The organism is Enterobacter sp. R-25, from assembly GCF_049913205.1.
GTDB classification, from domain to species: Bacteria; Pseudomonadota; Gammaproteobacteria; order Enterobacterales; family Enterobacteriaceae; genus Enterobacter; species Enterobacter ludwigii.
Genome location: NZ_CP183982.1, coordinates 3,431,479 through 3,456,530 on the forward strand (window position 1 = coordinate 3,431,479; position 25,052 = coordinate 3,456,530).

Sequence of the window (25,052 nt, forward strand, 5' to 3'; positions counted from 1 at the left end):
TTACTGAAGAAGTCATTGAAAAAATTGCCATTGCAAAATGTCGTCTTTCAGCTGCTGACAGCGTGCAGGTTCAAGGCTTTCAAGCGCTTGCGCCGTTTCACTGCGAAGCCTGGCCAGTAACGCTTTTCGCCCCGAAAGAAGCAGTTCAGCGCTAAGCCGGGCGTCATCACTTCTCGCCTCCACTTTCCCGCGCAGGGCGGGCAGCGGCATGTCCACGCTTAGCAGCAACCGCGTTAACGCCGCGACGGAGGTAGAAAATGCGCGATGGGCAAAGGCAAAGCCCGCCAGCTCCAGCCAGTCGTCACTATTAAGGGTAGCCTCCCAGCCATCGTCCACCGGGATCTTTTCACCGTTCAGGGCCGATAACACGCGCGCATCGCGGCGCAGTCGCTGATGCGCCTGCTCACACAGCTGTCGCCCCGCGTCGCTGAGCGGCAGCAAGGCCATTGCGGTATAACAGCCGCTGCTGGCTTCGCGATGGCTGCCCATGCGCACCAGCACAAAGCCGCATCGCTGCCAGAAACGCCACAGTTCTTCGGTATAGCCAAAGCTCACCGACAGGTAATCCTCGCCGCTTGCGCTGCGGATCAGCGCCTGTCCGATGCCTTCCCGTTGACGACGAGGATGTACCGCTATTCGGGTCACCCGTCGGCCTTTGAGCGTTGCCGCCAGCGGGGAGCCGCCATGCGCGGCAAGGGATTGCGCCACCAGGTTCCCGCGAGGACGGCGGAACCCCGCCCAGACGGCACGGCTGAGCTGCGCCGTTAATCCCCCCTCTTCCACCAGCCAGAGCGCCCCGGCAATGACCGAGTCCGTTTGGGCGACGGCGAAGTGCTGGCCGGGCGCGTCCATCATGCGGCGTAAATCAAGCGGTGAGGTGCGGTAATGTGCTGCACAAAGCAGCTCATACACACTCGCCGCCAGCGCCGGGTTGCTCGTCCAGGCTTCCGGGGCCAGAGAGGTCAACTGTATGGCGCCTGTTGGGCTGCGATCGATAAGCGTATCGTCAAACAGCAGTGCGCTGGCAACGACCCGCTCAAGAGGACATCCTGCAGCCCAGCGTACCGGGGTTGATAAGGTATACCGCTGCAACCCGCTGAACCGGCTACAGAATTTAAGCAGAAAGCCTCTTCCTGTTCCTTCGTAACCCTGCACCGTTGTGGTCAGCAGGACGCGCGGGAAACGGTCGACCAGCTTTTCAAGCAGCGGTCCGGGGATGGCAGCGGCTTCGTCGACAATCAGCCAGTCGGCCTGCTCTTCAGAGGCCAACAGCGCGTCCGGGGCCATAAAGTGAAAACGTTCGCCGGCAAAACGGGCGATAACCTCCGTCGCCCCCTTTGATGGCGCGGTGACAATGGCACTGCCCTGCGTGTGGCTCAGCAGCATGCCCGCCAGCGCAGACTTTCCGCGTCCGCGCGGGGCCGTAACGGCCACAACGCCGCGTTTCATGGCCATGAGTGCTGCCAGGATCTCAGCCTGCTCGCGCTGCGGCGCACCGCTGGCAGGCTGCCAGTCAGGGGCGTCGGATCGTGCAGGGAGCGATAAAGGCTGGTGCTGAAGCCAGACTATCGCCTCAGGATCCTCGGCAATCGTCCGGCAAAAGTGGTGAATAAAATTTGGCGTGGCGATGGGTTCGGCGCTGTCACTCCAGCGCAGGGAATCGCTGTCAGGTTGTTCCGCCCACACGTCAGGGGGCGGTACCAGCAGCACCAGAAGGCTACCGGCACGCAGCGTCCCGCTCAGGGCCGCAAAGGCTGAGACGTCAAACCCGGCGCGGGCATCAAAAATTGCGTGCCGGAACTCGCGTCCCAGCAGCCCGCTGATGGCTCTGGACGCGTTATCCGCCAGCCACAACCAGTCTCCGGGCAAGGCATCACGCAGGGCTGATGCCTGCGTGAATGTCCACTGCTCATCGCCGCTGAGCACCACCAGCCGACGATGACCTTTGTGCTCAAGCTCGCGAATCAGATGTTCAAACGCCACCATTACATGGCTTTGCCGAAGGTATTACACTGCGCCGGGTCACCGCTGTCGAAACCGCGTTTGAACCAGCTGTATCGTTGTTGTGACGTGCCGTGAGTAAAGCTGTCCGGCACGACGCGGCCCTGGCTCTGCTGCTGAAGACGATCGTCACCGATAGCCTGCGCGGCATTGAGCGCCTCTTCCAGGTCACCGGATTCCAGTACGCCCTGCTGCTGCATGTTGTGCCCCCAGACGCCCGCGAAGCAGTCCGCCTGCAGTTCCATGCGTACGGAAAGACGGTTTACCTCAGCCTGAGAGGCGTTTTGCTGAAGCTGGCGTACTTTGGGTTCTATCCCCAGCAGTTTTTGCACATGGTGCCCGACTTCATGCGCAATGACGTAGCCCTGGGCAAAATCGCCGTCAGCGCCAAGCTTGCGTTTCATGTCATCATAGAAAGAGAGATCGATATAGACGGTGCTGTCTGCCGGACAGTAGAACGGCCCCATCACCGACTGTCCGGTGCCGCATCCGGTACGGGTTGCGCCACGGTACATCACCAGCTTGGGTTGCTGATAGGTACGCCCCATTTTCTCGAACAGCTGACCCCAGGTTTCTTCTGTGGTGGCGAGAATAACGGAGGTAAATTTGGCCGCTTCATCCTCGTTCGGGCTGATTGAGCGCTCAGAATGCTGCTGTTGCTGCAGAGGCTGGCCGGTCATTAAACCGGTCAGATCGACACCGTAGTACCCCGCGACCAGCACCACAATCAGCAGAATAATACCGCCCTTTCCGCTGGGTAACCGGAAGCCAGGCCCACCCATTGAAGGACCGCCGCCGCTATCGCTGCGCCTGTCTTCTACATTGTCACTTTCACGACGCCCTTGCCAGCGCATAACCACCTCGAACTATTCCATTAATAATAGCTATGATCGTAGGCGGTTAACGGCAAGATTACCATAGGAAACAAGGGTAAGACGCCAAAGGATATACATATCCTTTGGCGATGAGGGAGTTAGTCGAGCTTAACGCCTAAACGGTGAGCAACCGCTTCATACGCTTCAATCAGGCCACCCAGGCTCTGACGGAAACGGTCTTTGTCCATTTTATCCAGCGTTTCTTTATCCCACAGACGGCTGCCGTCCGGAGAGAACTCATCACCCAGAACCACTTCGCCTTTGAACAGGCCGAACTCCAGTTTGAAGTCCACGAGGATCAGACCCGCGTCATCAAACAGTTTTTTCAGCACGTCGTTGGCTTTGTAGGTCAGCTCTTTCATGCGCGCCAGGTTCTCTTTATTCACCCAGCCGAAGGTTTCGCAGTAAGAGTCATTGACCATCGGATCGTGCATGGCATCGTTTTTCAGGAACAGGTCAAAAAGCGGTGGATTCAGCTCAATACCTTCTTCAATACCAAGACGCTTCACCAGGGAGCCTGCTGCGCGGTTACGAATGACGCACTCAACCGGAACCATATCCAGTTTTTTCACCAGACATTCCGTATCGGACAACAGCGCTTCCATCTGGGTCGGGATACCCGCTTCGGCCAGTTTGGTCATAATGAAGTGGTTGAACTTGTTGTTCACCATGCCTTTACGATCGAACTGCTCAATGCGTGCGCCATCCCCTGCTGACGTATCATTGCGGAACTCGAGCACCAACAGATCCGGGTTTTCCGTGCTGTATACGGTCTTCGCTTTGCCACGATACAACTCAGCTTGCTTCTGCATCTTCATTACTCCTGGTGTGATGATTGGTGTTCAAAACTGGGGATATTATGCCACGCACACGTTTGCGTAGCACGAAAATAAAAAGGGCTGGATTAACCAGCCCTCGTATTTATTTGCTGAATGCAGCCTGGAAGACGGCCACCAGCGCATCGTTCTGCGACTGGGTCAGCGTGTGGCCTTTCGGATCGATAAACTGCAGACTGCTGCGGTTATCGAGGTCACCTACCTGAATCTTGTAGTCGCCGGAAGCCAGCTGTGGATCGGTGGCGCCCAGTTCCTGCCATGCACTGTCAGACAGCGGCTTATAGGTTGCCGTCATGCTACCGGTTGAACGGGTGCTGTCGGTCACTTTCATGCCCACTTTTTCCAGCGTCGCTGGCAGGCGCTGCCAGGTCTGGTTAAACGGTGCACGCACAACCAGCATTGGCAGACCGGTGTCATCCGCACCGCTCTGAACGTCAAACGTCGCGCCGTTGCGGCTCTGCGCTGCGTTAGCGGCGTCGCTGGCGTTCTTATCCAGACCCGCGGCAATCACGTTCAGCATTTCAGTGCTGTAACGCTGCATTGATGCGGCATCCGCAACCGGTTTACCCGCCTGCTCCAGGTTCAACAGCTTAACGGTAACCGCCTGCTGATAACCCTGAGGTTTAACGGAGACTTGATAACGCCCACGGTACTGCTGATCTTCGTCCAGACGGTTCCACTCGATCCAGTCGGTGGTCAAGGTCTGGCTGGCATCATCGCGTTTATCGATGGTGTAGTTCTTCGCCTGAATGACGCTCACAACCTGCGGCCACAGGGTGGTACCGCGGGCGCTTTCAACCAGCAGCGACGCCGTATCACCGGTGAACTGGGTACGCGCCCCGCTCACCAGCGCCAAAGGCTGTGCTGGCGGACGAATATCGAGCGCTTTACCGACCAGGCCGCTGCCGTTGGTCACGGGAATATTGTAATCGCCGTTCTGAATCGGCAGGATCATACCAGCCGGTGCGTGAAGTTCAGCAAGCGGGGTCGCATCCAGATAGGATTCATCACCGCTCACCTGGCGCTTGTAGCGCGAGTCTGAACTACAGGCAGCGAGCAGCATAACAAGCGAAACACTCGCAACCTTCGCCAGGCGCGACTTCTGTACTGAATAAGCCATCAAATCTCCCTAAACTCTACAGCAAACCGGCATGCTTCAGCGCTGCCGTGACAATTTCACGACCGTGGTCGGTAATCGGTGTCATTGGCAGACGCAGCGTATCGGTTGCTACAAGTCCCAACTCCTTACACGCCCATTTCACGGGGATCGGATTGGGTTCGACAAATAATTTATTATGCAACGGCATCAGACGCTGATTAATCACGCGAGCTTCATCAAAGTGACCGGCAGCCGCCAGTTTGCACATTTCAGCCATATCGCGGGCCGCAACGTTCGCCGTTACGGAGATCACGCCATGGCCACCGAGCTGCATAAAGTCCAGTGCGGTCGCATCATCGCCGCTCAACAGGATAAAGTCGTCTGAAACCAGCTCTTTGATCTGATGAACGCGGCTTAAGTTCCCTGTCGCCTCTTTAATCCCGATAATATTTTTTACTTTCGAGAGACGACCAACGGTTTCCGGCAGCATATCGCAGCCAGTACGGGACGGCACATTATACAGAATTTGTGGCAAGTCAGTATGTTCTGCGATGGCTTTGAAATGCTGGAACAGACCTTCCTGAGTAGGACGGTTGTAATAAGGGGTCACCGTCAGACAGCCCACGATGCCGCTGTCGTTAAAACGTTTGGTCAAACTGATAGCTTCTGCCGTGGCGTTAGCGCCTGTCCCTGCGATGACCGGGATACGCCCGTCAGCCAGTTCCAGGGTCAGCATCACCACATCGCCGTGCTCTTCGTGGCTTAGCGTTGCAGATTCACCGGTAGTCCCTACCGAAACGATCGCCGAGGTTCCATTGGCGACATGGTAATCAATCAGCTTCTTCATGCTTGACCGGCAGACATTACCTTTTTCATCCATCGGTGTAACAAGCGCGACAATACTTCCCGTGAACATGAGCCATCCTCTGTGCGAACAAGAGCCTCAATGGTACGTTTGGAACTGTAATAAAAGCAAGCGACCTGAGGCCCTCAGGCGGTTGTATGCATGTTTTTTTTATGCTTTCCTTAGGAAGACTTAACCATGCAAAGGAAGAACAGGTTTGACAACCTCATCACAACATTACCTGGTTATCACTGCGCTGGGTGCTGACAGGCCGGGTATCGTGAACACCATCACCCGCCATGTGAGCAGCTGCGGCTGTAATATCGAGGACAGTCGTCTGGCTATGCTGGGCGAAGAGTTCACGTTTATTATGCTGCTGTCCGGGACATGGAATGCCATTACCCTTATCGAATCGACCCTGCCGCTCAAAGGTGCGGAGCTGGATTTGCTGATCGTGATGAAACGCACCACTGCTCGCCCACGTCCGGCCCTGCCCGCGACCGTCTGGGTGCAGGTTGAAGTCCCCGATTCCCCCCATCTGATTGAGCGCTTCACCGCGTTATTTGACAGCCATCAGATGAATATTGCCGAACTCGTTTCCCGAACGCAGCCGGGTGACGGCAGCGCCATTCCCACCCTTTTTATTCAGATCACCGCGCACAGCCCTGCCTCGCAGGATGCGTCAAATATCGAGCAAGCGTTCAAAGCCCTCTGTACAGAATTAAACGCGCAAGGCAGTATAAGCGTCGTCAATTATTCGCAGCATGAACAGGATGGAGTTGAGTAATGAACCCACTGAAAGCCGGTGACATCGCACCGAAATTTAGCTTACCTGACCAGGATGGTGAGCAAGTAAATTTGACCGACTTCCAGGGACAGCGTGTTCTGGTCTATTTTTACCCGAAAGCCATGACCCCGGGCTGCACCGTACAGGCCTGCGGCTTACGCGACAACATGGACGAGTTGAAAAAAGTCGGCGTGGAAGTGCTGGGTATCAGCACCGATAAGCCAGAAAAGCTGTCACGATTTGCTGAAAAGGAGCTGCTTAACTTCACGCTGCTTTCTGACGAAGACCACCAGGTATGCGAGCAGTTTGGCGTCTGGGGCGAGAAGACCTTTATGGGCAAAACCTACGACGGCATTCACCGTATCAGCTTCCTGATTGACGCTGACGGTAAAGTTGAACATGTGTTTGATGACTTCAAAACCAGCAACCACCACGACGTGGTGCTGAACTGGCTCAAACAAAGCGCCTGATCGTTGGGCCGCGGCTTCGCCTGACCCGACCTACGCGGTAAATGCAATACGGTAACGCAGGTTACCGTTTTTGATATTTGCCCCTCTCCCCACGGGAGAGGGTATCAGGCCGCACAACTATCTACTTATCCTCAACCGCAGGCACATCCGGCCACGCGTGAACCACTGCTTTGATCAACGTTGCCAGCGGAATGGCAAAGAACACGCCCCAGAATCCCCACAGCCCGCCGAAAATCACCACGGATAAGATAATCACCAGCGGATGCAGGTTCACCGCTTCTGAGAACAGCACCGGCACCAGCAGGTTGCCATCCAGTCCCTGAATGATCAGGTACACCGCGAAGCAGCTCCAGAACTCGGTCCCCAGACCAAACTGGAACAGCGCAACGCCGACAACCGGAATGGTCACCACAAAGGCACCGATGTAGGGAATGAGCACCGACAGCCCCACCAGCACCGCCAGCAGCAGCGAGTAGTTAAGCCCGAAAATTAAAAAACCAATCCAGGTAGCCACACCCACCACAATCATCTCCAGCACTTTGCCGCGAATGTAGTTGGTGATCTGCTGGTTCATCTCTTCCCACACCTGCCCGGCCAGCCCGCGATTACGCGGCAGAATGCGCCGCACCGCGTTCAGCATCTGCTCTTTATCTTTGACGAGGAAGAAAACCATTAACGGAACGAGGACAAGGTAGACGGCCAGCGTGAGCAACCCTACCAGCGACGCCAGGGAATATTTCACCACGGAATCGCCCATTGTCATGATGCGGGCGCGCATGTTTTCGGCCATCGCATCAATGATCCCGGCATCCATCAGGGCGGGATATCGGCGCGGCAACGTGGCGGCAAAATCAGAAAGCTTATTCAGCATGCCGGGCATATCGCGGATAAGGTAAATCCCCTGTTGCCAGGCGACAGGCATAACGACAAACGACATTAACAGCAGAATGCCGACAAACAGCACCAGGACGATACTGGTCGCCCAGCGACGGGAACAGCCTATATTTTCCAGACGCGCCGTTGGCCACTCCAGCAGGTACGCCAGCACAATCGCGACCAGCAGGGGGGCGAGAAGACCGCTGAAGAAGAACAGAATGCCGAATCCGGCGACGAGAATAACCAACAAAGCAATGGCTTCCGGGTCGCTAAACCGACGGCGGTACCACTGCATTAACATTTCGAGCATACAACCCTTCCCTGAATCGGATGGCGGGAGTGAGAACGTGAATTGTATCTAACTGTCACAAAAAAGACTTTCGCTTTTTGTCTCCCTGCCACGATCCGCAAAACCCTGATGAATGGGATTTTCTTCATGCCTCAACACGGCTACACTCGCAGGGCAGTGGAGATGAACGATATGCCGGTTCATCGGTCAAATTAGCACATCCCAAATACAGGACAGTGGTTATGTTCAGGCAGTTGAGAAAAACACTGGTTGCGACACTGATTGCCGCACTGACGGTCGGTCAGGTGTTGCCAGCTTTCGCTGACTCGTCCGATTCATTGCCGGACATGGGCACTACAGCAGGAAGCACGCTCTCCATTGGGCAGGAAATGCAGATGGGGGATTATTACGTTCGTCAGCTGCGTGGCAGCGCGCCGCTGATTAACGACCCGTTGCTGGTTCAGTACATTAACGGGCTGGGCATGCGCCTGGTCGCGCACGCCAACTCGGTAAAAACCCCCTTCCACTTCTATTTAATCAATAATGACGAAATCAACGCCTTCGCCTTCTTTGGCGGCAACGTGGTGCTGCATTCGGCGTTATTCCGCTACTCTGATAACGAAAGTCAGCTGGCCTCGGTCATGGCGCACGAAATCTCTCACGTCACCCAGCGCCACCTTGCCCGGGCAATGGAAGACCAGAAGCGTAACGCTCCGCTGACCTGGGTTGGCGCATTGGGTTCCATTCTGCTGGCAATGGCCAGCCCGCAGGCCGGGATGGCGGCGTTAACCGGTACGCTGGCGGGAACACGTCAGGGAATGATCAGTTTCACCCAGCAAAACGAACAGGAAGCGGATCGTATTGGCATTCAGGTGCTGCAACGTTCGGGCTTTGACCCGCAGGCCATGCCGAGCTTCCTCGAAAAACTGCTCGACCAGGCGCGCTACTCCTCCCGTCCGCCGGAAATTTTGCTGACGCACCCCTTACCGGAAAGCCGTCTGTCGGATGCGCGTAACCGTGCCAACCAGATGCGCCCGGTCGTAGTTCAGTCGTCGCAGGATTTCTACATGGCAAAAGTGCGAACGCTTGGAATGTACAATTCCGGGCGTAACCAGCTGACCAGCGACCTGCTGGATGCGCTGGCGAAAGGCAACGTGCGTGAGAAAAACGCGGCTCAGTATGGCCAGGCGTTACAGGCGATGGAAGCGAGCAAATATGACGAAGCGCGTAAAACGCTGCAGCCACTTCTCGCCGCCGATCCGAATAACCCGTGGTATCTCGATCTCGCCACGGATATCGATCTGGGGCAGAAAAAAGCCACCGATGCGATTAATCGCCTGAAAGGGGCAAAAGAGGTGCGGACTAACCCGGTGCTTCAGCTTAACCTGGCGAATGCTTACTTACAGGGTGGTCAGCCTGCTGAAGCGGCGAACATTCTGAACCGCTACACCTTTAACAATAAAGACGATCAGAACGGCTGGGATCTGCTTGCCCAGGCAGAAGCGCAGCTGGGCAACCGCGATCAGGAGCTTGCGGCACGCGCCGAAGGCTTTGCCCTGGTGGGACGTCTTGACCAGGCGATTTCCCTCCTGAGCAGTGCCAGTTCACAGGTTAAGCTCGGCAGTCTGCAGCAGGCCCGTTACGATGCGCGTATCGATCAGCTTCGCGGTCTGCAGCAGCGCTTTAAGCCGTACGAGAAGATGTAATAAAGGAGAATTCAGGTCATGACAGACGCGGTAAAAATCTACCACAACCCACGCTGCTCGAAGAGCCGCGACACCCTTAGCCTGCTGAAGTCGAACGGCATTGACCCGGAAGTGGTGCTGTATCTGGAGACACCGCCAGATGCACAGACGCTTCGTCAGCTGCTGCACATGCTGGGAATGGGCAGTGCCAGAGAGCTAATGCGCCAGAAAGAGGACCTGTATACGTCGCTCAATCTGAATGACAGTCGTCTAACCGAGGCTGAGCTGATTCAGGCGATGGTTGAAAATCCGAAACTGATTGAGCGCCCCATTGTGGTCGCAAACGGTCAGGCGCGTATTGGACGCCCGCCGGAAGAGGTGCTCGAGATACTCTAATCCTTACGCCGCAGCGCTTCCAGAAAGGCCTGCGGCGTGCTCTCTCCCAGCTTTTTCTGCGCTTTGCCCCGATTGTAAAACTCGCACATCTCGATCAACACCTGCCCTAACGGAACAGCATTCACTCGTGGAATGATGTCGCCGAGCGGTACCGCAACCTGCACGGCCTTGTGCCTGGTCGGCTGTACTTTTACGGCAGGTTCACCCGCGGGTAAGTCGGGTTCAAAACCGAAAGTCTCAACAGATTGGATATCAGCCGGACAGGCGTTCAGCAACTCACACATCCAGTTGTTCAGCAGCTGTGATGAAATTCCCGCATAGAGCCGGGCATAACACCAGCCGCTCACCGGTTCGCGCCCCCACAGCAGATGCTGCTCCCCGCCATCATCCATATGCAGCGATAAAGGCTGGTGATGCACCAGCAGTTTTGTGGGTAAAACGCCTGCCTTTAGCGCTTTTTTCCCCTGAAGTTCAACGCCCTTGCGTTTCGCAGAAGCGGGACGGAGATAACGGTTCAGTGTCGCCCGCGAAACGGAAATCCCCAGCACCTCGTTAACCAGCAGCAGCAGTTCATCCAGCGGTGCGCCCGTGATATCACGCAGCGCATTAACGAGGTCAACCTGCTCTTGTCTCAGCGCTTTGTGTATCACTTTTGGGGTCGTATGATTGTCAGAAACCCGATCGCGATTGCGCCATCGCCGCACGGTCGTCACGGAAATACCCAGCTCCGTAGCCAGTTCTCTGTCGCTTTTATTGGATTGTTGCAGATAGCGACGAATCCGCGGCGTGGTGGTGGCATTGGCGTGCAATTTGATTTCCATCGCTGTAACTCCATAACCAATCTCATAAGATTTATAATATCTTAGCGAGTGCTTTGTGACCTGTTTCACCTTTCAGCCACCGCGCTTCACTGATAATCCACAGACATAACATAACAACACCACTCAATCTTGTACGGAGTTCACAATGAACAATGTTCTGGGATTTCTTGAAGCAAAACTGATGCCGCTGGCGGCCAAAACTGCGCAACAGCGGCATCTGGGCGCCATACGCGGGGCCTATGTTTCCTTCATGCCGTTTATCATCGTCGGCTCGATTCTGCTGGTCATCTCCTCTTTTCCGAACCAAACCTATCAGCAGTTTATGTCTCAGGCATTTGGTGAAAGCTGGAGTGCCATCATTGAAATTCCGTTCAACGCGGTGTTCTCAACCATGTCGCTGTTTATCAGCTTCCTGGTGGCGTTTCGCCTGGCTGAACACTACGGCGAAGATCGCATCTCCTGCGGCATTCTGGCTCTGGTCGCCTTTTTAATCCTGACACCTTTTATCAAAGTGGCCGAAAACGGCGGTATCACGGTCATGCCGGTGGAGTGGATTGGCAGCAAAGGGCTGTTCGTGGCGATGATTGGCTCTCTGCTGTGGACGGAGCTGTTCTGCTGGCTGAAGCGCAAAAAGCTGGTCATCAGAATGCCTGATGGCGTGCCGCCGGCGGTGCAGGAGTCGTTCGCCGCGCTGATCCCGGCCCTGCTGGTAATGATTCTGGTGCTTATTATCCGCATCATTTTCGAAAACACCCACTACAACACCATTCACCAGTTTATTTACGAAGTGGTCGCCACGCCGGTTCGCCACTACGGGACCTCTTATTTCGGCGCGCTGATGACGGTGTTCAGCATCACTATTCTGTGGTCTGTGGGCATTAACTCCGGCTCAATGATCAACGGCATCATTCGCCCGCTGTGGATGGAGAACCAGACCGATAACATCGCCGCCATTCAGGCGGGTACGACGCCGCCGCACATTATCACCGAACAGTTTTTTGACATGATCTGGATGGGTGGCGCAGGGGCAACGCTCTCGCAGGTGATTGCGATGCTGATTTTTGCCCGCAGCAAAAACATGCGCGAGGTGGCGCGTCTCGGCGCGGGGGCCTCGGTGTTTAACATCAACGAGCCGATTCTGTTTGGCCTGCCGGTCATCATGAACCCCATCATGCTGATCCCGTTCAATCTGGTGCCGCTGGTCCTGGTTACCGTGCAATATGCCGCGATGAAAATGGGTGCCGTCGCTGTGACCACCGGGGTGTTTATCCCCTGGACGTTACCGCCGGTGATCAGCGGGTTTATCGTCACGGGGCATCTCAGCGGCAGCGTGATGCAGCTTATCAACCTGCTGATTGGCGCCATGCTGTATCTGCCTTTCATGCGTATCGTGGATAAACAATACCGCGCCGCGGAGATTGCCACCGTGACGCAAACCGACCCAACCCTTGCAAAACAGGAGTAAAGCATGTGGGGAATTATCGCAACCTGGCGAATGGCGCTTGAAGGGGTCACGGAGTCTGCGTCTGCGCTGGCTGCGGGGAAACCGGTAGCAGAAGCGGTGGTCGATGCCGTTGCTGCCGTCGAGGACTTCCCGTTGTATAAATCCGTCGGCTACGGCGGGCTGCCAACCGAAAATGGCGAAGTCGAACTGGACGCGGCGTATATGGATGGCGATACGCTTGCGTTTGGGGCCGTGGGAGATCTGGTTGATATTGCGAACCCGGTGCGTGTCGCCCATGCGCTAAGCCGCCAGCGCTATAACAGCCTGCTGGTCGGCCAGGGCGCGCGCGAATGGGCGCTGAGTCAGGGGTTTGCCGACAAAACCATGCTTACCGACCGCGCGATGCAGCATTATCGTAAGCGCTGCCGGGAGACGCTGGACAAAGGCTTAAGCCCGTACGATGGGCATGACACCGTCGGGATTATTGGCCTCGACAAAAGGGGGTCGATGAGCGTGGCGACCTCCACCAGCGGTCTGTTTATGAAAAAGCGCGGCCGTATTGGCGACTCGCCGATTATCGGCTCCGGCTTTTACTGCGACAGTGAAACCGGTGCCGCCACCGCCACCGGCGTGGGGGAAGACCTGATGAAAGGCTGCACCAGCTACGAAATTGTTCGCCGCATGGCACAGGGCATGTCACCGCAGCAGGCGGCGGACTCGGTGGTCTTCGAACTGGAAGACAAACTGATGTCGCGCTTTGGCCGCGCGGGCGATCTCTCGGTGGTGTGCATGAATAATAAAGGCGAATTCGGCGCCGCAACCAACATCAAAACCTTCTCATTTGTGGTGGCAACGGCCCGCCAGCCTCTCACCGTATTTCGCGCCGAGCGCCTGCGGGAAAAAACGCACTATCAGCCCGTGGATGAGGAATGGATGCAGGCCTATGCCGCGCGGATCCGCGCGCCAGTTGAGGAGTCACAATGATTACCTTTACGCTTATCACCGCCCTTGCAGACGCAAAGCCCCAGAGTCATCTTATTGCCCGGGCTGCCTGCGCGTTACTGCCGGACACCGCACTCATCGCTGAAATGCGTGAACAAAACGCCGTCGCGGATACCCGCTTTGGCTGTGCTCCGTTTGCCAGAATCACGCTGCTGCCGGATGCGCTCTGGCAGGACAGTCTGACAGAAGGGTTACTCGCCGCCCTCCGTCCACTGCTGGCAGCCCCGGTCAGCGCCGATGTGGTACTGGATGTCACGGATATTGACGAGGTGGTGCTGACGCAGGTTCTGCGTTTTCTCTTTAACCAGGCGTATGACCTTCGCGATCTGCAGCTTAAGAAAACCGATTGCAAAAGCGTTCGCCTTCGCCATGTCACCGCCCTGTGTCATCCGCAACAGCGTGAAAGGCTGGACGCTCTCTTCCAGCAACAGCAGGCCATTGCCCGAGGAATGGTCGCCGCGCGACGTCTGGCGGATATGCCGTCCGATCGCTGTACGCCGCAGTATGTCGTCGACGAAGCGCAAAAGCTGTGCGCCGCCTTCCCCGCCCTGCGGTGTGAAGTGCTTGATGAGAAGCAAATTATTGAACAGGGACTGGGGCTTCTGCATGCCGTCGGTAAAGGCGCGACCTGTCCACCGCGGCTGCTGGCCATTCACTATAACGGCATCGCTGATGGCCCGGTATGCTGTTACGTGGGCAAAGGCATAACGTTTGATACCGGTGGCCTGTGGCTGAAGGAAGGCGCGGGCATGTACACCATGAAATATGACATGTGCGGGGCAGCGAACGTGCTCGGGTTAATGCTGAGCGTGGCAGAACTCGGCCTGCCGGTTCGTATTATGGGCGTACTGGCGCTGGCGGAAAACGCCATAGGACCGGATGCAATGCAGCCGGGCACGGTGGCCAACGCCTGCAACGGTATCACGGTTGAAATCAACAATACCGATGCCGAAGGCCGGCTGGTACTGGCGGATGCGATCGCCTGGGCCAGCCAGCGTCATCCGCAGGCTCGCTATATTATTGATATGGCGACCTTAACCGGTGCCGTCGTGAAAGCGCTGGGGTACGAGCTGAGTGGGTTAATGACGCAGGACGAAGCGCTGCGTCAGGCGCTCACCCGCGCGGGGAAACGGAGCGGTGATGAGGTGTGGTCCCTGCCGCTGGATGCACGGTTAAAAAAACAGACCGACAGCGCCATCGCCGACCTGTGCAATACCCCACCCAATAATGCGGCGATCAGCGCATCGGCGGCCTGGCTGTTACACCATTTTTGCCCGCCGACCATTCCTTGGGCCCATCTGGATATTAGCGGCACGGCGCTGTGGCGTGAGAATGGAAAAAGCGTGGCCTCGGGCAGACCCATTCCACTTCTGGTTGAGCATTTGCTGGAAGACAGGTGATTTTTAGCCGGTGGCGCTGGTTCTCCCTCTGCGTCAGGCAGAGGGAGAAAAGCGCATCACAGCTTCAGAATATCTTTTACAAAAGGAATGGTCAGCTTGCGCTGCGCGGTAATCGAAGCGCGATCGAGCTGATCGAGCGTATCAAAGAGCGTGCGCATTTCCCGGTCCAGGCGCTTGAGCAGGAAACGCCCCACGTCTTCCGGGAGTTCAAAGCCGCGCAATCTTGCGCGCAGCTGTAACGCCTGAAGTTTGTCTTCATCCGACAGCGGCTGCAGCTTGTAGATTTGCCCCCAGTCCAGACGGGAAGCCAGATCCGGCAGCCCCAGATTCAACTGGCGCGGCGGACGATCGCCGGTGATCAGCAGCCGGGTTTTCCCCGACTCCAGAATGCGGTTATAGAGGTTAAAGATCGCCATTTCCCATGGCTCATCCCCCGCCACACATTCGATATTATCGATGCAGACCAGTGAGAGATGTTCCATTCCCTCCATGACTTCAGGCACAAACCAGGTACGTTTATCCAGCGGCACATAGCCTACCGCATCACCCCGCGCGGAAAGCTCCGCACAGGCGGCATGCAACAGGTGGCTGCGCCCCGCGCCTTCGCGTGACCAGATATAGATGTATCCGCTGTGTTCCTGACGCAGCACGTTTTGCAGTGCAGCCAGTAAAGAGGGGTTATCACCCGGCCAGAAACTCGCAAAAGTTTCGTCGTCAGGGAGATAGAGTGGCAGAGAGAGCTGTGCCGGTCCGTTCAGAAGTACCTCAACCAGATCTTACATAAAATCGGCGGTGAGTTTAGCACGGAACGTGCAAGGAGAGAACCGGGCGGATCGTCCGCCCGGTTTTACGATCAATGTGACGCTTTTTCGCTGTCTTCAGCATCCAGCACCACTTCTTCCGGGCGCAGGACAGAGATCAGTTTGAAGATCAGGCTCAGGCCCACACCCACGATGGTCGCCAGCGCCATGCCTTTCAGTTCAGCCGCACCGATGTGCACCTTCGCGCCGCTCACGCCGATGATCAGGATCACGGAGGTGAGGATCAGGTTTTGCGCTTTGCTGTAGTCCACTTTCGATTCAATCAGCACGCGAATACCGGACGCGCCGATCACACCGTACAGCAGCAGAGAGACGCCTCCCATTACCGGTACCGGAATGATCTGGATAGCCGCCGCCAGTTTGCCCACGCAGGAGAGCAGGATGGCGATGATTGCCGCGCCGCCAATGACCCAGGTACTGTAGACACGGGTAATCGCCATCACGCCGATGTTCTCACCGTAGGTGGTGTTAGGCGTAGAACCAAAGAAACCGGAGATAATGGTAGAGAGGCCGTTGGCAAACATCGAGCGGTGCAGACCCGGGTCGCGGATCAGGTCACGTTTAACGATGTTTGCCGTCACCACCAGGTGACCTACGTGCTCAGCGATAACCACCAGCGCCGCGGGCAGGATCGTGAAAATGGCAAACCATTCAAAGCGCGGGGTATAGAAGGTTGGCAGTGCGAACCAGTGCGCTTCAGCAATGGGCGTGGTATCAACAACGCCCATCACGAAGGAGAGCGCGTACCCCGCCAGCACACCGATCAGGATCGGGATAATCGCCATAAAACCGCGGAACAGCACGGAACCAAACACCGTTACGCCCAGTGTCACCATCGAGATGATGATGGTTTTGGAATCCGGTGACTGCCCGTCAGCAGGCAGCAGGCCGGCCATATTGGCCGCTACGCCCGCCAGCTCCAGACCGATGACGGCGACAATGGCCCCCATTGCGGCAGGCGGGAACATAACGTCCAGCCAGCCGGTACCTGCCTTCTTCACAATGAAAGAGACCAGGCAGAAGAGGACGCCACACATAATGAAGCCGCCCAGCGCCACTTCATACCCCAGCGGCAGCAACAGCAGAACCGGTGAAATAAAGGCGAAGCTTGAGCCGAGATAGGCAGGGATTTTGCCTTTACAGATAAAGAGGTAAAGCAGCGTACCCACACCGTTGAACAACAGCACGGTAGCCGGGTTAATGTGAAACAGGATTGGCACCAGCACGGTTGCGCCAAACATGGCGAACAGGTGCTGCAGACTAAGCGGGATTGTCTGTAAAAGCGGCGGTCTTTCACTCACCCCGATAGCACGGCGCGTCATAGTGTTTTCCTCTGAGTAGTATTGTTGTTGGCGTTTTATTCAAAAAAAAGCCGACTATCAAAGTCGGCTTCATTATCGTTATTCGATTATTTAGTACCAAAAATCTTATCGCCGGCATCGCCAAGCCCCGGGATGATGTACCCGTGCTCATTCAGCCCCTGGTCGATAGACGCGGTATAGAGTTCGATGTCCGGGTGCGCTTTTTCCAGCGCCGCGATACCTTCTGGTGCGGCAACCAGCACCAGCACTTTGATGCTGCTGCAACCGGCTTTTTTCAGCAGGTCGATGGTGGCAATCATTGAACCGCCGGTCGCCAGCATCGGGTCAACCACCAGGGCCATACGCTCGTCGATGTTAGACACCAGCTTCTGGAAGTACGGTACCGGCTCCAGGGTCTCTTCGTCGCGGTAGACCCCGACCACGCTGATGCGCGCGCTTGGCACGTGCTCCAGCACGCCTTCCATCATGCCGAGGCCGGCACGCAGGATGGGCACAACGGTAATTTTCTTACCTTTGATCTGCTCAACCTGAACCGGGCCGTTCCAGCCCTCGATGGTCACTTTTTCCGTTTCCAGGTCAGAGGTCGCTTCATAGGTCAGCAGGCTGCCGACTTCAGAAGCCAGTTCGCGAAAACGCTTCGTGCTGATGTCATGCTCACGCATCAGGCCCAGCTTGTGTTTAACGAGTGGGTGCTTCACTTCCACAATCTTCATTCTCTTTCTCCTCTGAGGGGGCAACCGCAAAAAAATCGCGGGATTATACCGCTTTTTTCGGATTGCACCATACCCAACTTGCTTGACGTACATCAAGCAAAGTGTTTTAGAGGCAAAAAAGCCGGAGGGCAAGCTCCGGCTTTTTGCGTTTTTACTCTGCTGGAATTAAAGAGTGTCGCCGTTGCTGGCTATCACCTGCTTATACCAGTCAAACGACTTCTTCTTACTGCGGTTCAGGGTGCCGTTACCTTCATTGTCTTTGTCGACAAAGATAAAGCCGTAGCGTTTTTTCATTTCACCCGTTCCGGCAGACACCAGGTCGATACAGCCCCACGGGGTATACCCCATCAGATCAACGCCATCTTCGACCACCGCTTTTTTCATTTCGCGGATGTGCGCGGCAAGGTAATCAATACGGTACTGGTCATTCACCGAACCGTCGCTCTCCTGCACGTCGATGGCGCCAAAGCCATTCTCCACGATGAACAGGGGCAACTGATAGTGATCCCAGAACCAGTTCAGGGAGTAACGCAGGCCCACCGGATCAATCTGCCAGCCCCAGTCAGATTTCTGCACGTACGGGTTGGAGACCAGGCTCTTGCTTTCGTCGTAATCCAGCTCCGGGTTATCCGCCGTCGCTTTGGTGGCGAAAGACATGTAATAGCTAAAGCCAATGTAATCGACACACCCCTGCATCAGCGCCGCGTTATCTTCTTCTGTGATATCCAGCGTGAAACCGCGACGAGCAAAGTAGTTAAGCAGATGCTGTGGGTACTTGCCGCGCACGTGGACATCGGTGAACCAGTAGCGACGGTGCATGGCATTCATCGCCATCATCATATCGTCCGGGGCACAGGTCAGCGGATAGATTGGACACATGGCAATCATGCAGCCGATCCGCAGCGACGGGTTAATGTCGCGCCCGGCCTTCACCGCCAGGGCGCTGGCCACCAGCTCATAGTGTGCCGCCTGGAACATTACCGGTTCGCGGTCTTCGCCCGGCTCGTACTTCAGACCGGAGTTGGTAAACGGTGCAAAGTCTTCGTGGAAGTTGGCCTGGTTATTGATCTCGTTAAAGGTCATCCAGTACTTCACTTTATGCTGGTAACGTCTGAACACAACCTCCGCAAAGCGAACAAAGAAGTCGATCAGCTTACGGTTACGCCAGCCACCGTATTCGGTGACAAGGTGGAACGGCATCTCGAAATGGGAAAGGGTAATAACCGGCTCGATGCCATACTTCAGACACTCGTCAAACAGGTCGTCATAGAATTTCAGGCCAGCTTCGTTAGGCTCCAGCTCGTCCCCTTTCGGGAAGATACGCGTCCAGGCGATGGAGGTACGGAAGCATTTGAAGCCCATCTCGGCAAAGAGTTTGATGTCCTCTTTATAGCGATGGTAGAAATCGATGGCTTCATGGTTAGGGTAATTTTTCCCTGGCAGCACGCCGTTGGTGATTTCACGCGGCACGCCGTGCGCGCCGGCCGTCATCACATCGGCAACGCTGATCCCCTTACCGCCCTCATTCCAGCCCCCTTCCAGCTGATGCGCTGCGACCGCACCGCCCCACAGAAAATCTGCTTTGAATCCAGACATACACTTTCCCTCATTCTGCGTTATTTTCTGCAAAAACAATTACAGAAACCGGTTTCATTCTGATGATGTGCAAAGGGGCTTTCTGTTGCAAGGAGAAAACCGAAACCGGTTTCATTTTCGTGAACAGACTCAACTTTAGACGCATTCGCAGGGCCTGCTGAAAAAAAAATCCTCTCGCCGAGAATAGGCTCGCAAACGTTTGCCTGGACTGTTAGAATTGCGCCGATTTTTCTTACTAGCTATGCAATCGCGTGGGGACTTGAGCCGTGACCAACAAAACTTCTCTCAGCTACAAAGATGCCGGTGTTGATATTGACGCAGGTAATGCGCTGGTTGACCGAATCAAAGGTGTGGTGAAAAAAACCCGCCGCCCGGAAGTGATGGGTGGTCTGGGTGGATTCGGCGCACTGTGCGCACTGCCGCAAAAATATCGTGAACCTGTTCTGGTCTCGGGTACTGATGGTGTAGGGACGAAACTGCGCCTGGCGATGGATTTAAAACGTCACGACACGATCGGTATCGATCTGGTCGCGATGTGTGTTAATGACCTGGTGGTTCAGGGCGCAGAGCCGCTGTTCTTCCTGGATTACTACGCGACCGGAAAACTGGACGTGGATACCGCAGCAAGCGTCATTAATGGCATTGCCGAAGGGTGTCTGCAGTCTGGCTGTGCGCTGGTCGGTGGTGAAACCGCCGAAATGCCCGGTATGTATCACGGCGAAGATTATGACGTCGCAGGCTTCTGCGTTGGCGTAGTAGAAAAATCAGAAATTATCGACGGCAGTAAAGTAGCTGATGGTGATGTGCTGATCGCGTTGGCCTCCAGCGGCCCGCACTCGAACGGCTACTCTCTGGTGCGTAAAATCCTCGACGTGAGCGGCAGCGATCCACTGACCACCGAGCTTGATGGCAAGCCACTGGCTGACCATCTGCTGGCGCCGACCCGCATCTACGTGAAAAACGTGCTGGAGCTGATTGAGAAGGTTGACGTTCACGCCATTGCCCACCTGACCGGTGGCGGCTTCTGGGAAAACATTCCGCGCGTCCTGCCGGACAACACCCAGGCGGTGATTGACGAATCGTCCTGGCAGTGGCCGTCCGTCTTTAACTGGCTGCAAACTGCAGGCAACGTGAGTTCACACGAGATGTACCGCACCTTTAACTGTGGCGTGGGCATGGTTATCGCGCTGCCAGCAAGCGAAGCGGATAAGGCGATTACGCTGCTGACCGACAAAGGTGAAAACGCGTGGAAAATCGGTATTATCAAAGCATCCGATTCCGAACAGCGTGTGGTCATTGAATGAAAAACATTGTGGTGCTCATTTCCGGTAACGGAAGCAATTTGCAGGCAATAATTGACGCCTGCAAACAGAAGAAAATCAACGGCACCATTCGGGCAGTATTCAGCAATAAGGCCGACGCGTTCGGCCTTGAACGTGCCCGGGAAGAGAACATTCCCGCGCACGCGCTGGAAGCCAGCCAGTTCTCCGGACGTGAAGCGTTTGACCGGGAACTGGTTCAGGAGATTGATGCCTACGCGCCTGACGTTGTCGTGCTGGCGGGGTATATGCGTATCCTGAGCCCGGCCTTTGTCGGGCACTACGCTGGTCGTCTGCTGAATATCCACCCTTCTCTCCTGCCGAAGTATCCCGGCCTGCACACCCATCGTCAGGTTCTGGAAAACGGCGATGAAGAGCACGGTACCTCCGTGCATTTCGTTACCGACGAGCTGGACGGCGGGCCGGTGATCCTGCAGGCAAAAGTGCCGGTCTTTGAAGGTGACAGCGAAGACGATGTTACCGAACGCGTGCAGACGCAGGAACACGCCATTTATCCTCTGGTGGTAAGCTGGTTTGTTGACGGGCGTCTTCAGATGCGCGACGGTGCCGCCTGGCTGGACGGCGTCAGGCTCCCTGCACAGGGTTATGCCGCTGACGAGTAGTTTGTTTGATGTGCCCGGCGGCGCGACGCCTGCACGGGCCTGTGGTCTTCACTGTCGGGTGAGCACCGCGCTTCCCGACATGCCCTTCCCCCAACCCTCTAAAATCTCCCAGAAAAAAAATAACTGTCATACTTTTCTGGCACTGTTGGACATATCGTGGAAATGCTCGCCATAATAAGGACGAGACGGATTTACCACGTCCTGTGATTGAACTGGAGTGTGAGCTGTAATGGGTCAGGAAAAGTTATATATCGAGAAAGAGCTAAGCTGGTTAGCATTCAACGAACGTGTACTCCAGGAAGCGGCAGATAAAAGTAACCCGCTTATCGAGCGTATGCGTTTTCTGGGGATTTATTCCAACAACCTGGATGAGTTCTACAAGGTTCGCTTTGCCGAACTGAAACGGCGAATCATCATCAGCGAAGAACAGGGCTTAAACTCTCACTCGCGCCATCTGCTGGGCAAAATTCAGTCGCGCGTATTGAAAGCCGATCAGGAGTTTGACGGCCTGTATAACGAACTGCTGCTGGAAATGGCACGCAATCAAATCTTCCTGATTAACGAACGTCAGCTTTCTGTTAACCAACAAACCTGGCTGCGCCACTATTTCAAACATTACCTGCGCCAGCACATTACCCCTATTCTGATCAACCGCGAAACCGATCTGGTACAGTTCCTGAAAGATGACTACACCTACCTCGCGGTGGAAATTATTCGTGGCGACACGATTCGTTACGCATTGCTTGAGATCCCGTCCGATAAGGTGCCGCGCTTTGTGAACCTGCCGCCGGAAACCCCGCGCAGACGCAAGCCAATGATCCTGCTCGATAACATCCTGCGTTACTGCCTGGACGACATCTTCAAGGGCTTCTTCGATTACGACGCGTTAAACGCCTACTCCATGAAGATGACCCGTGACGCCGAATACGATCTGGTGCACGAGATGGAAGCCAGCCTGATGGAGCTGATGTCATCCAGCCTGAAACAGCGCCTGACCGCGGAGCCGGTGCGCTTTGTTTATCAGCGCGATATGCCAGATGCCATGGTGGAAATGCTGCGCGACAAGCTGACCATTTCTCGCTATGACTCCATCGTGCCGGGCGGTCGTTACCATAACTTTAAAGACTTTATTGGCTTCCCGAACGTCGGCAAGGCCAATCTGGTGAACAAACCGCTGCCGCGACTGCGCCATCTCTGGTTCGATAAATTCCGCAACGGTTTCGACGCCATTCGCGAGCGCGATGTCCTGCTCTACTATCCGTACCATACGTTTGAACACGTGCTGGAACTGCTGCGTCAGGCTTCGTTCGACCCGAACGTACTGGCGATCAAAATCAACATCTACCGTGTAGCAAAAGATTCCCGCATCATCGACGCGATGATCCATGCGGCGCACAATGGCAAAAAAGTGACCGTGGTGGTTGAGCTGCAGGCGCGCTTCGACGAAGAGGCAAACATTCACTGGGCGCGCCGTCTGACGGAAGCCGGTGTCCACGTTATCTTCTCAGCGCCCGGGCTGAAAATTCACGCCAAGCTGTTCCTCATCTCCCGTAAAGAGGGGGAGGACGTGGTGCGTTATGCCCACATCGGGACCGGGAACTTTAACGAAAAAACCGCGCGAATTTATACCGACTACTCGCTGCTGACTGCCGATGCGCGCATCACTAACGAGGTTCGCCGGGTGTTCAACTTTATTGAGAACCCGTACCGCCCGGTCAGCTTCGATTATCTGCTGGTCTCGCCGCAGAACTCACGCCGCCTGCTGTACGACATGATCGATAAAGAGATCGCCAATGCCCAGAAAGGGCTGTCGTCGGGCATTACGCTGAAACTCAACAACCTGGTCGACAAAGGGCTGGTGGATCGTCTGTATGCGGCGTCCAGCTCCGGCGTTCCGGTCAATCTGCTGATACGCGGTATGTGCTCACTGATCCCTGAACTCGAAGGCATTAGCGACAATATTCGCGTGATCAGCATTGTTGACCGCTACCTGGAACACGATCGGGTCTATATTTTCGATAATGCGGGTGATAAACAGGTCTATCTCTCTTCTGCAGACTGGATGACGCGCAATATTGACTACCGAATTGAAGTCGCGACACCGCTCCTGGATCCGCGGCTGAAGCAGCAGATCCTCGATATCATCGAGATTCTGTTCAGCGATACGGTGAAAGCACGCTATATCGACAAAGAACTCAGTAACCGCTATGTACCGCGCGGCAATCGCCGTAAAGTGCGGTCGCAACTGGCGATTTACGACTATATCAAATCACTCGAGCAACCCGATTAACCTATGCCGATAAATGATAAGACCCCACGCCCGCAGGAATTCGCCGCGGTCGATCTTGGTTCTAACAGTTTCCACATGGTCATCGCCCGTGAGGTGGATGGCGCGTTGCAGATCATCGGTCGTCTGAAGCAGCGTGTACACCTGGCGGATGGTCTTGATGAACGCAGCATGCTCAGCGAAGAGGCAATGGAGCGAGGCTTAAATTGCCTGTCGCTGTTTGCTGAACGCCTGCAGGGCTTCTCGCCTTCCAGCGTATGCATTGTGGGCACCCACACGTTGCGCCAGGCGTTGAACGCGCCTGAATTCCTCAAGCGGGCCGAAAAAGTGATCCCCTACCCCATTGAGATCATCTCCGGTAACGAGGAAGCCCGTCTGATTTTCATGGGTGTTGAACACACTCAGCCGGAAAAAGGACGCAAGCTGGTCATCGACATCGGCGGCGGCTCTACGGAACTGGTGATCGGCGAAGATTTTGAGCCGCGTCTGGTCGAAAGCCGTCGTATGGGCTGCGTCAGCTTTGCGCAGATGTATTTCCCGGGTGGCGCAATCAGCCGCGAAAACTTCCAGCGCGCGCGCATGGCCGCTATCCAGAAACTCGAGAACCTGGCCTGGCAGTACCGTATTCAGGGCTGGAACGTAGCGCTGGGCGCATCGGGCACCATCAAAGCGGCACATGAAGTGCTGTTGGCGATGGGTGAAAAAGATGGGTTTATCACCCCTGAGCGCCTGGCCTTGCTGACCGAAGAGGTGCTGAAACATAAAAGCTTTGACGCCTTAAGCCTGCCGGGTCTTTCCGACGAGCGCAAAGCGGTATTCGTACCGGGGCTGGCCATCCTGTGCGGCGTATTTGATGCGCTGGCAATTAAAGAGCTGCGTCTTTCCGACGGCGCGCTGCGTGAAGGTGTGCTGTATGAAATGGAAGGCCGTTTCCGCCATCAGGATATTCGTAGCCGCACCGCGCAAAGCCTGGCAAACCAGTACAATATCGACCGCGAACAGGCGAAGCGCGTGCTGGAAACAACCGTTCAGATATACGACCAGTGGCAGGAGCAGAACCCTAAGCTGGCGCATCCGCAGCTTGCCGCCCTGCTGAAATGGGCAGCGATGCTGCACGAAGTGGGACTGAATATTAACCACAGCGGAATGCACCGCCACTCAGCCTATATCCTGCAAAACAGCGATCTGCCTGGCTTCAACCAGGAGCAGCAAACCATGATGGCGACCCTGGTGCGCTACCATCGTAAAGCCATCAAGCTTGACGATCTGCCGCGCTTCACGCTGTTTAAGAAGAAGCAATTCCTGCCGCTTATCCAGCTGCTGCGTCTCGGCGTGCTGCTCAATAACCAGCGTCAGGCCACGACCACCCCGCCCACGCTGAAGCTCAAAACGGATGACAACCACTGGACCCTGAGCTTCCCGCCAGACTGGTTTAGCCAGAATGCGCTGGTGCTGCTGGATCTGGAAAAAGAGCAGCAGTACTGGGAAGCGGTCACCGGCTGGCTACTCAAAATCGAAGAAGAGAGCTCAGACGTCGCGGCGTAAC

22 protein-coding genes are annotated in these 25,052 nt (G+C 55.8%); 11 read left to right on the plus strand and 11 right to left on the minus strand.

The window, feature by feature from the left end:
* Nucleotides 1-12 precede the first annotated feature (12 nt).
* The 5 genes from ACN9MQ_RS16330 to dapA all read right to left on the minus strand — a co-directional run bounded on the left by ACN9MQ_RS16330 (nucleotide 13) and on the right by dapA (nucleotide 5,727).
* Nucleotides 13-1,986 carry a tRNA(Met) cytidine acetyltransferase TmcA gene (locus ACN9MQ_RS16330; protein ID WP_426021529.1) on the minus strand — a complete coding sequence of 658 codons (1,974 nt, stop codon included), beginning with the start codon at nucleotides 1,984-1,986 and terminating at the stop codon, nucleotides 13-15.
* A complete protein-coding gene (gene ypfJ / locus ACN9MQ_RS16335) occupies nucleotides 1,986-2,855 on the minus strand; it encodes a KPN_02809 family neutral zinc metallopeptidase (RefSeq protein ID WP_020883068.1) in 870 nt (289 codons plus the stop codon). The genes ACN9MQ_RS16330 and ypfJ overlap by 1 nt, the downstream gene beginning before the upstream one ends.
* Nucleotides 2,856-2,974: 119 nt before the next feature.
* Nucleotides 2,975-3,688, minus strand: a complete 714-nt coding sequence (gene purC / locus ACN9MQ_RS16340) for a phosphoribosylaminoimidazolesuccinocarboxamide synthase (protein ID WP_008501631.1) — start codon at nucleotides 3,686-3,688, stop codon at nucleotides 2,975-2,977.
* 109 nt (nucleotides 3,689-3,797) lie between these two features.
* A complete protein-coding gene (gene bamC, locus ACN9MQ_RS16345; protein ID WP_020883067.1) occupies nucleotides 3,798-4,832 on the minus strand; it encodes an outer membrane protein assembly factor BamC in 1,035 nt (344 codons plus the stop codon).
* Between the two features lie 16 nt (nucleotides 4,833-4,848).
* Complete coding sequence (gene dapA, locus ACN9MQ_RS16350; RefSeq protein ID WP_014171117.1) at nucleotides 4,849-5,727, minus strand: 4-hydroxy-tetrahydrodipicolinate synthase; 879 nt, start codon at nucleotides 5,725-5,727, stop codon at nucleotides 4,849-4,851.
* Nucleotides 5,728-5,872: 145 nt separating this feature from the next.
* On the opposite strand from dapA, the gene ACN9MQ_RS16355 reads away from it, so the two are divergent.
* Nucleotides 5,873-6,442 (plus strand): glycine cleavage system transcriptional repressor, encoded by a 570-nt coding sequence (locus tag ACN9MQ_RS16355; RefSeq protein WP_014171118.1) that lies wholly within the window; start codon nucleotides 5,873-5,875, stop codon nucleotides 6,440-6,442.
* Complete coding sequence (bcp, locus tag ACN9MQ_RS16360) at nucleotides 6,442-6,912, plus strand: thioredoxin-dependent thiol peroxidase (protein WP_014171119.1); 471 nt, start codon at nucleotides 6,442-6,444, stop codon at nucleotides 6,910-6,912. Before ACN9MQ_RS16355 ends, bcp begins: the two co-directional genes overlap by 1 nt.
* A gap of 121 nt (nucleotides 6,913-7,033) precedes the next feature.
* Here the strand turns inward: bcp and ACN9MQ_RS16365 are convergent, their stop codons facing one another.
* The gene (locus ACN9MQ_RS16365) at nucleotides 7,034-8,098 is read right to left on the minus strand and encodes an AI-2E family transporter (protein ID WP_014171120.1); all 1,065 of its coding nucleotides are present in this window, start codon (nucleotides 8,096-8,098) and stop codon (nucleotides 7,034-7,036) included.
* A gap of 221 nt (nucleotides 8,099-8,319) precedes the next feature.
* Between ACN9MQ_RS16365 and bepA the strand changes: the two genes are divergently transcribed.
* Nucleotides 8,320-9,783, plus strand: a complete 1,464-nt coding sequence (gene bepA / locus ACN9MQ_RS16370) for a beta-barrel assembly-enhancing protease (RefSeq protein WP_020883065.1) — start codon at nucleotides 8,320-8,322, stop codon at nucleotides 9,781-9,783.
* An 18-nt stretch (nucleotides 9,784-9,801) separates the two neighbouring features.
* A complete protein-coding gene (gene arsC / locus ACN9MQ_RS16375) occupies nucleotides 9,802-10,158 on the plus strand; it encodes an arsenate reductase (glutaredoxin) (RefSeq protein ID WP_014171122.1) in 357 nt (118 codons plus the stop codon).
* On the opposite strand, the gene ACN9MQ_RS16380 is transcribed toward arsC, so the two are convergent.
* Nucleotides 10,155-10,979 (minus strand): XRE family transcriptional regulator, encoded by an 825-nt coding sequence (locus ACN9MQ_RS16380; protein WP_426021528.1) that lies wholly within the window; start codon nucleotides 10,977-10,979, stop codon nucleotides 10,155-10,157. The two genes, arsC and ACN9MQ_RS16380, sit on opposite strands and share 4 nt — an antisense overlap.
* Nucleotides 10,980-11,124: 145 nt before the next feature.
* Here ACN9MQ_RS16380 and celB point away from each other — a divergent pair, with 145 nt between their 5' ends.
* The 3 genes from celB to ACN9MQ_RS16395 are packed head-to-tail and all read left to right on the plus strand — an operon-like array spanning nucleotide 11,125 to nucleotide 14,825.
* Nucleotides 11,125-12,444: a PTS cellobiose transporter subunit IIC gene (gene celB / locus ACN9MQ_RS16385; protein ID WP_426262656.1), complete on the plus strand. Its 1,320-nt coding sequence runs from the start codon at nucleotides 11,125-11,127 to the stop codon at nucleotides 12,442-12,444.
* A gap of 3 nt (nucleotides 12,445-12,447) precedes the next feature.
* Entirely contained in the window at nucleotides 12,448-13,407 is a 960-nt protein-coding gene (locus tag ACN9MQ_RS16390; RefSeq protein WP_049022750.1) for a N(4)-(beta-N-acetylglucosaminyl)-L-asparaginase, read from the plus strand.
* A complete protein-coding gene (locus tag ACN9MQ_RS16395) occupies nucleotides 13,404-14,825 on the plus strand; it encodes a leucyl aminopeptidase family protein (RefSeq protein WP_426021527.1) in 1,422 nt (473 codons plus the stop codon). Before ACN9MQ_RS16390 ends, ACN9MQ_RS16395 begins: the two co-directional genes overlap by 4 nt.
* A 56-nt stretch (nucleotides 14,826-14,881) precedes the next feature.
* On the opposite strand, the gene ACN9MQ_RS16400 is transcribed toward ACN9MQ_RS16395, so the two are convergent.
* The 4 genes from ACN9MQ_RS16400 to ACN9MQ_RS16415 form a co-directional block, all read right to left on the minus strand.
* Nucleotides 14,882-15,583: a DnaA inactivator Hda gene (locus ACN9MQ_RS16400; RefSeq protein WP_212479862.1), complete on the minus strand. Its 702-nt coding sequence runs from the start codon at nucleotides 15,581-15,583 to the stop codon at nucleotides 14,882-14,884.
* Between the two features lie 95 nt (nucleotides 15,584-15,678).
* Nucleotides 15,679-16,968 carry a uracil permease gene (gene uraA / locus ACN9MQ_RS16405; RefSeq protein WP_014171128.1) on the minus strand — a complete coding sequence of 430 codons (1,290 nt, stop codon included), beginning with the start codon at nucleotides 16,966-16,968 and terminating at the stop codon, nucleotides 15,679-15,681.
* Nucleotides 16,969-17,054: 86 nt separating this feature from the next.
* Entirely contained in the window at nucleotides 17,055-17,681 is a 627-nt protein-coding gene (gene upp / locus ACN9MQ_RS16410) for a uracil phosphoribosyltransferase (protein ID WP_020883061.1), read from the minus strand.
* Between the two features lie 165 nt (nucleotides 17,682-17,846).
* Nucleotides 17,847-19,277 (minus strand): 6-phospho-beta-glucosidase, encoded by a 1,431-nt coding sequence (locus ACN9MQ_RS16415; RefSeq protein ID WP_025203484.1) that lies wholly within the window; start codon nucleotides 19,275-19,277, stop codon nucleotides 17,847-17,849.
* Nucleotides 19,278-19,543: 266 nt separating this feature from the next.
* Here ACN9MQ_RS16415 and purM point away from each other — a divergent pair, with 266 nt between their 5' ends.
* From purM to ppx, 4 genes are all read left to right on the plus strand, one after another.
* Nucleotides 19,544-20,581, plus strand: a complete 1,038-nt coding sequence (gene purM, locus ACN9MQ_RS16420; protein ID WP_014171131.1) for a phosphoribosylformylglycinamidine cyclo-ligase — start codon at nucleotides 19,544-19,546, stop codon at nucleotides 20,579-20,581.
* Nucleotides 20,578-21,219: a phosphoribosylglycinamide formyltransferase gene (gene purN / locus ACN9MQ_RS16425; RefSeq protein WP_014171132.1), complete on the plus strand. Its 642-nt coding sequence runs from the start codon at nucleotides 20,578-20,580 to the stop codon at nucleotides 21,217-21,219. The genes purM and purN overlap by 4 nt, the downstream gene beginning before the upstream one ends.
* Nucleotides 21,220-21,448: 229 nt before the next feature.
* Entirely contained in the window at nucleotides 21,449-23,509 is a 2,061-nt protein-coding gene (ppk1, locus tag ACN9MQ_RS16430) for a polyphosphate kinase 1 (protein WP_014171133.1), read from the plus strand.
* 3 nt (nucleotides 23,510-23,512) lie between these two features.
* Entirely contained in the window at nucleotides 23,513-25,051 is a 1,539-nt protein-coding gene (gene ppx / locus ACN9MQ_RS16435) for an exopolyphosphatase (protein WP_032680504.1), read from the plus strand.
* Nucleotide 25,052 lies beyond the last annotated feature (1 nt).

Excerpts from the sequence above, each read along its gene's own strand:
- ACN9MQ_RS16380 (WP_426021528.1), bottom strand. The coding sequence starts at position 10,979 with ATGGAAATCAAATTGCACGCCAATGCCACCACCACGCCGCGGATTCGT.
- ppx (WP_032680504.1), top strand. The coding sequence starts at position 23,513 with ATGCCGATAAATGATAAGACCCCACGCCCGCAGGAATTCGCCGCGGTC.
- uraA (WP_014171128.1), bottom strand. The coding sequence starts at position 16,968 with ATGACGCGCCGTGCTATCGGGGTGAGTGAAAGACCGCCGCTTTTACAG.
- arsC (WP_014171122.1), top strand. The coding sequence starts at position 9,802 with ATGACAGACGCGGTAAAAATCTACCACAACCCACGCTGCTCGAAGAGC.
- ypfJ (WP_020883068.1), bottom strand. The coding sequence starts at position 2,855 with ATGCGCTGGCAAGGGCGTCGTGAAAGTGACAATGTAGAAGACAGGCGC.
- ppk1 (WP_014171133.1), top strand. The coding sequence starts at position 21,449 with ATGGGTCAGGAAAAGTTATATATCGAGAAAGAGCTAAGCTGGTTAGCA.
- ACN9MQ_RS16415 (WP_025203484.1), bottom strand. The coding sequence starts at position 19,277 with ATGTCTGGATTCAAAGCAGATTTTCTGTGGGGCGGTGCGGTCGCAGCG.
- ACN9MQ_RS16390 (WP_049022750.1), top strand. The coding sequence starts at position 12,448 with ATGTGGGGAATTATCGCAACCTGGCGAATGGCGCTTGAAGGGGTCACG.
- ACN9MQ_RS16365 (WP_014171120.1), bottom strand. The coding sequence starts at position 8,098 with ATGCTCGAAATGTTAATGCAGTGGTACCGCCGTCGGTTTAGCGACCCG.
- ACN9MQ_RS16395 (WP_426021527.1), top strand. The coding sequence starts at position 13,404 with ATGATTACCTTTACGCTTATCACCGCCCTTGCAGACGCAAAGCCCCAG.
- upp (WP_020883061.1), bottom strand. The coding sequence starts at position 17,681 with ATGAAGATTGTGGAAGTGAAGCACCCACTCGTTAAACACAAGCTGGGC.
- ACN9MQ_RS16330 (WP_426021529.1), bottom strand. The coding sequence starts at position 1,986 with ATGGTGGCGTTTGAACATCTGATTCGCGAGCTTGAGCACAAAGGTCAT.
- dapA (WP_014171117.1), bottom strand. The coding sequence starts at position 5,727 with ATGTTCACGGGAAGTATTGTCGCGCTTGTTACACCGATGGATGAAAAA.
- bcp (WP_014171119.1), top strand. The coding sequence starts at position 6,442 with ATGAACCCACTGAAAGCCGGTGACATCGCACCGAAATTTAGCTTACCT.
- purC (WP_008501631.1), bottom strand. The coding sequence starts at position 3,688 with ATGCAGAAGCAAGCTGAGTTGTATCGTGGCAAAGCGAAGACCGTATAC.
- purN (WP_014171132.1), top strand. The coding sequence starts at position 20,578 with ATGAAAAACATTGTGGTGCTCATTTCCGGTAACGGAAGCAATTTGCAG.
- bepA (WP_020883065.1), top strand. The coding sequence starts at position 8,320 with ATGTTCAGGCAGTTGAGAAAAACACTGGTTGCGACACTGATTGCCGCA.
- celB (WP_426262656.1), top strand. The coding sequence starts at position 11,125 with ATGAACAATGTTCTGGGATTTCTTGAAGCAAAACTGATGCCGCTGGCG.
- bamC (WP_020883067.1), bottom strand. The coding sequence starts at position 4,832 with ATGGCTTATTCAGTACAGAAGTCGCGCCTGGCGAAGGTTGCGAGTGTT.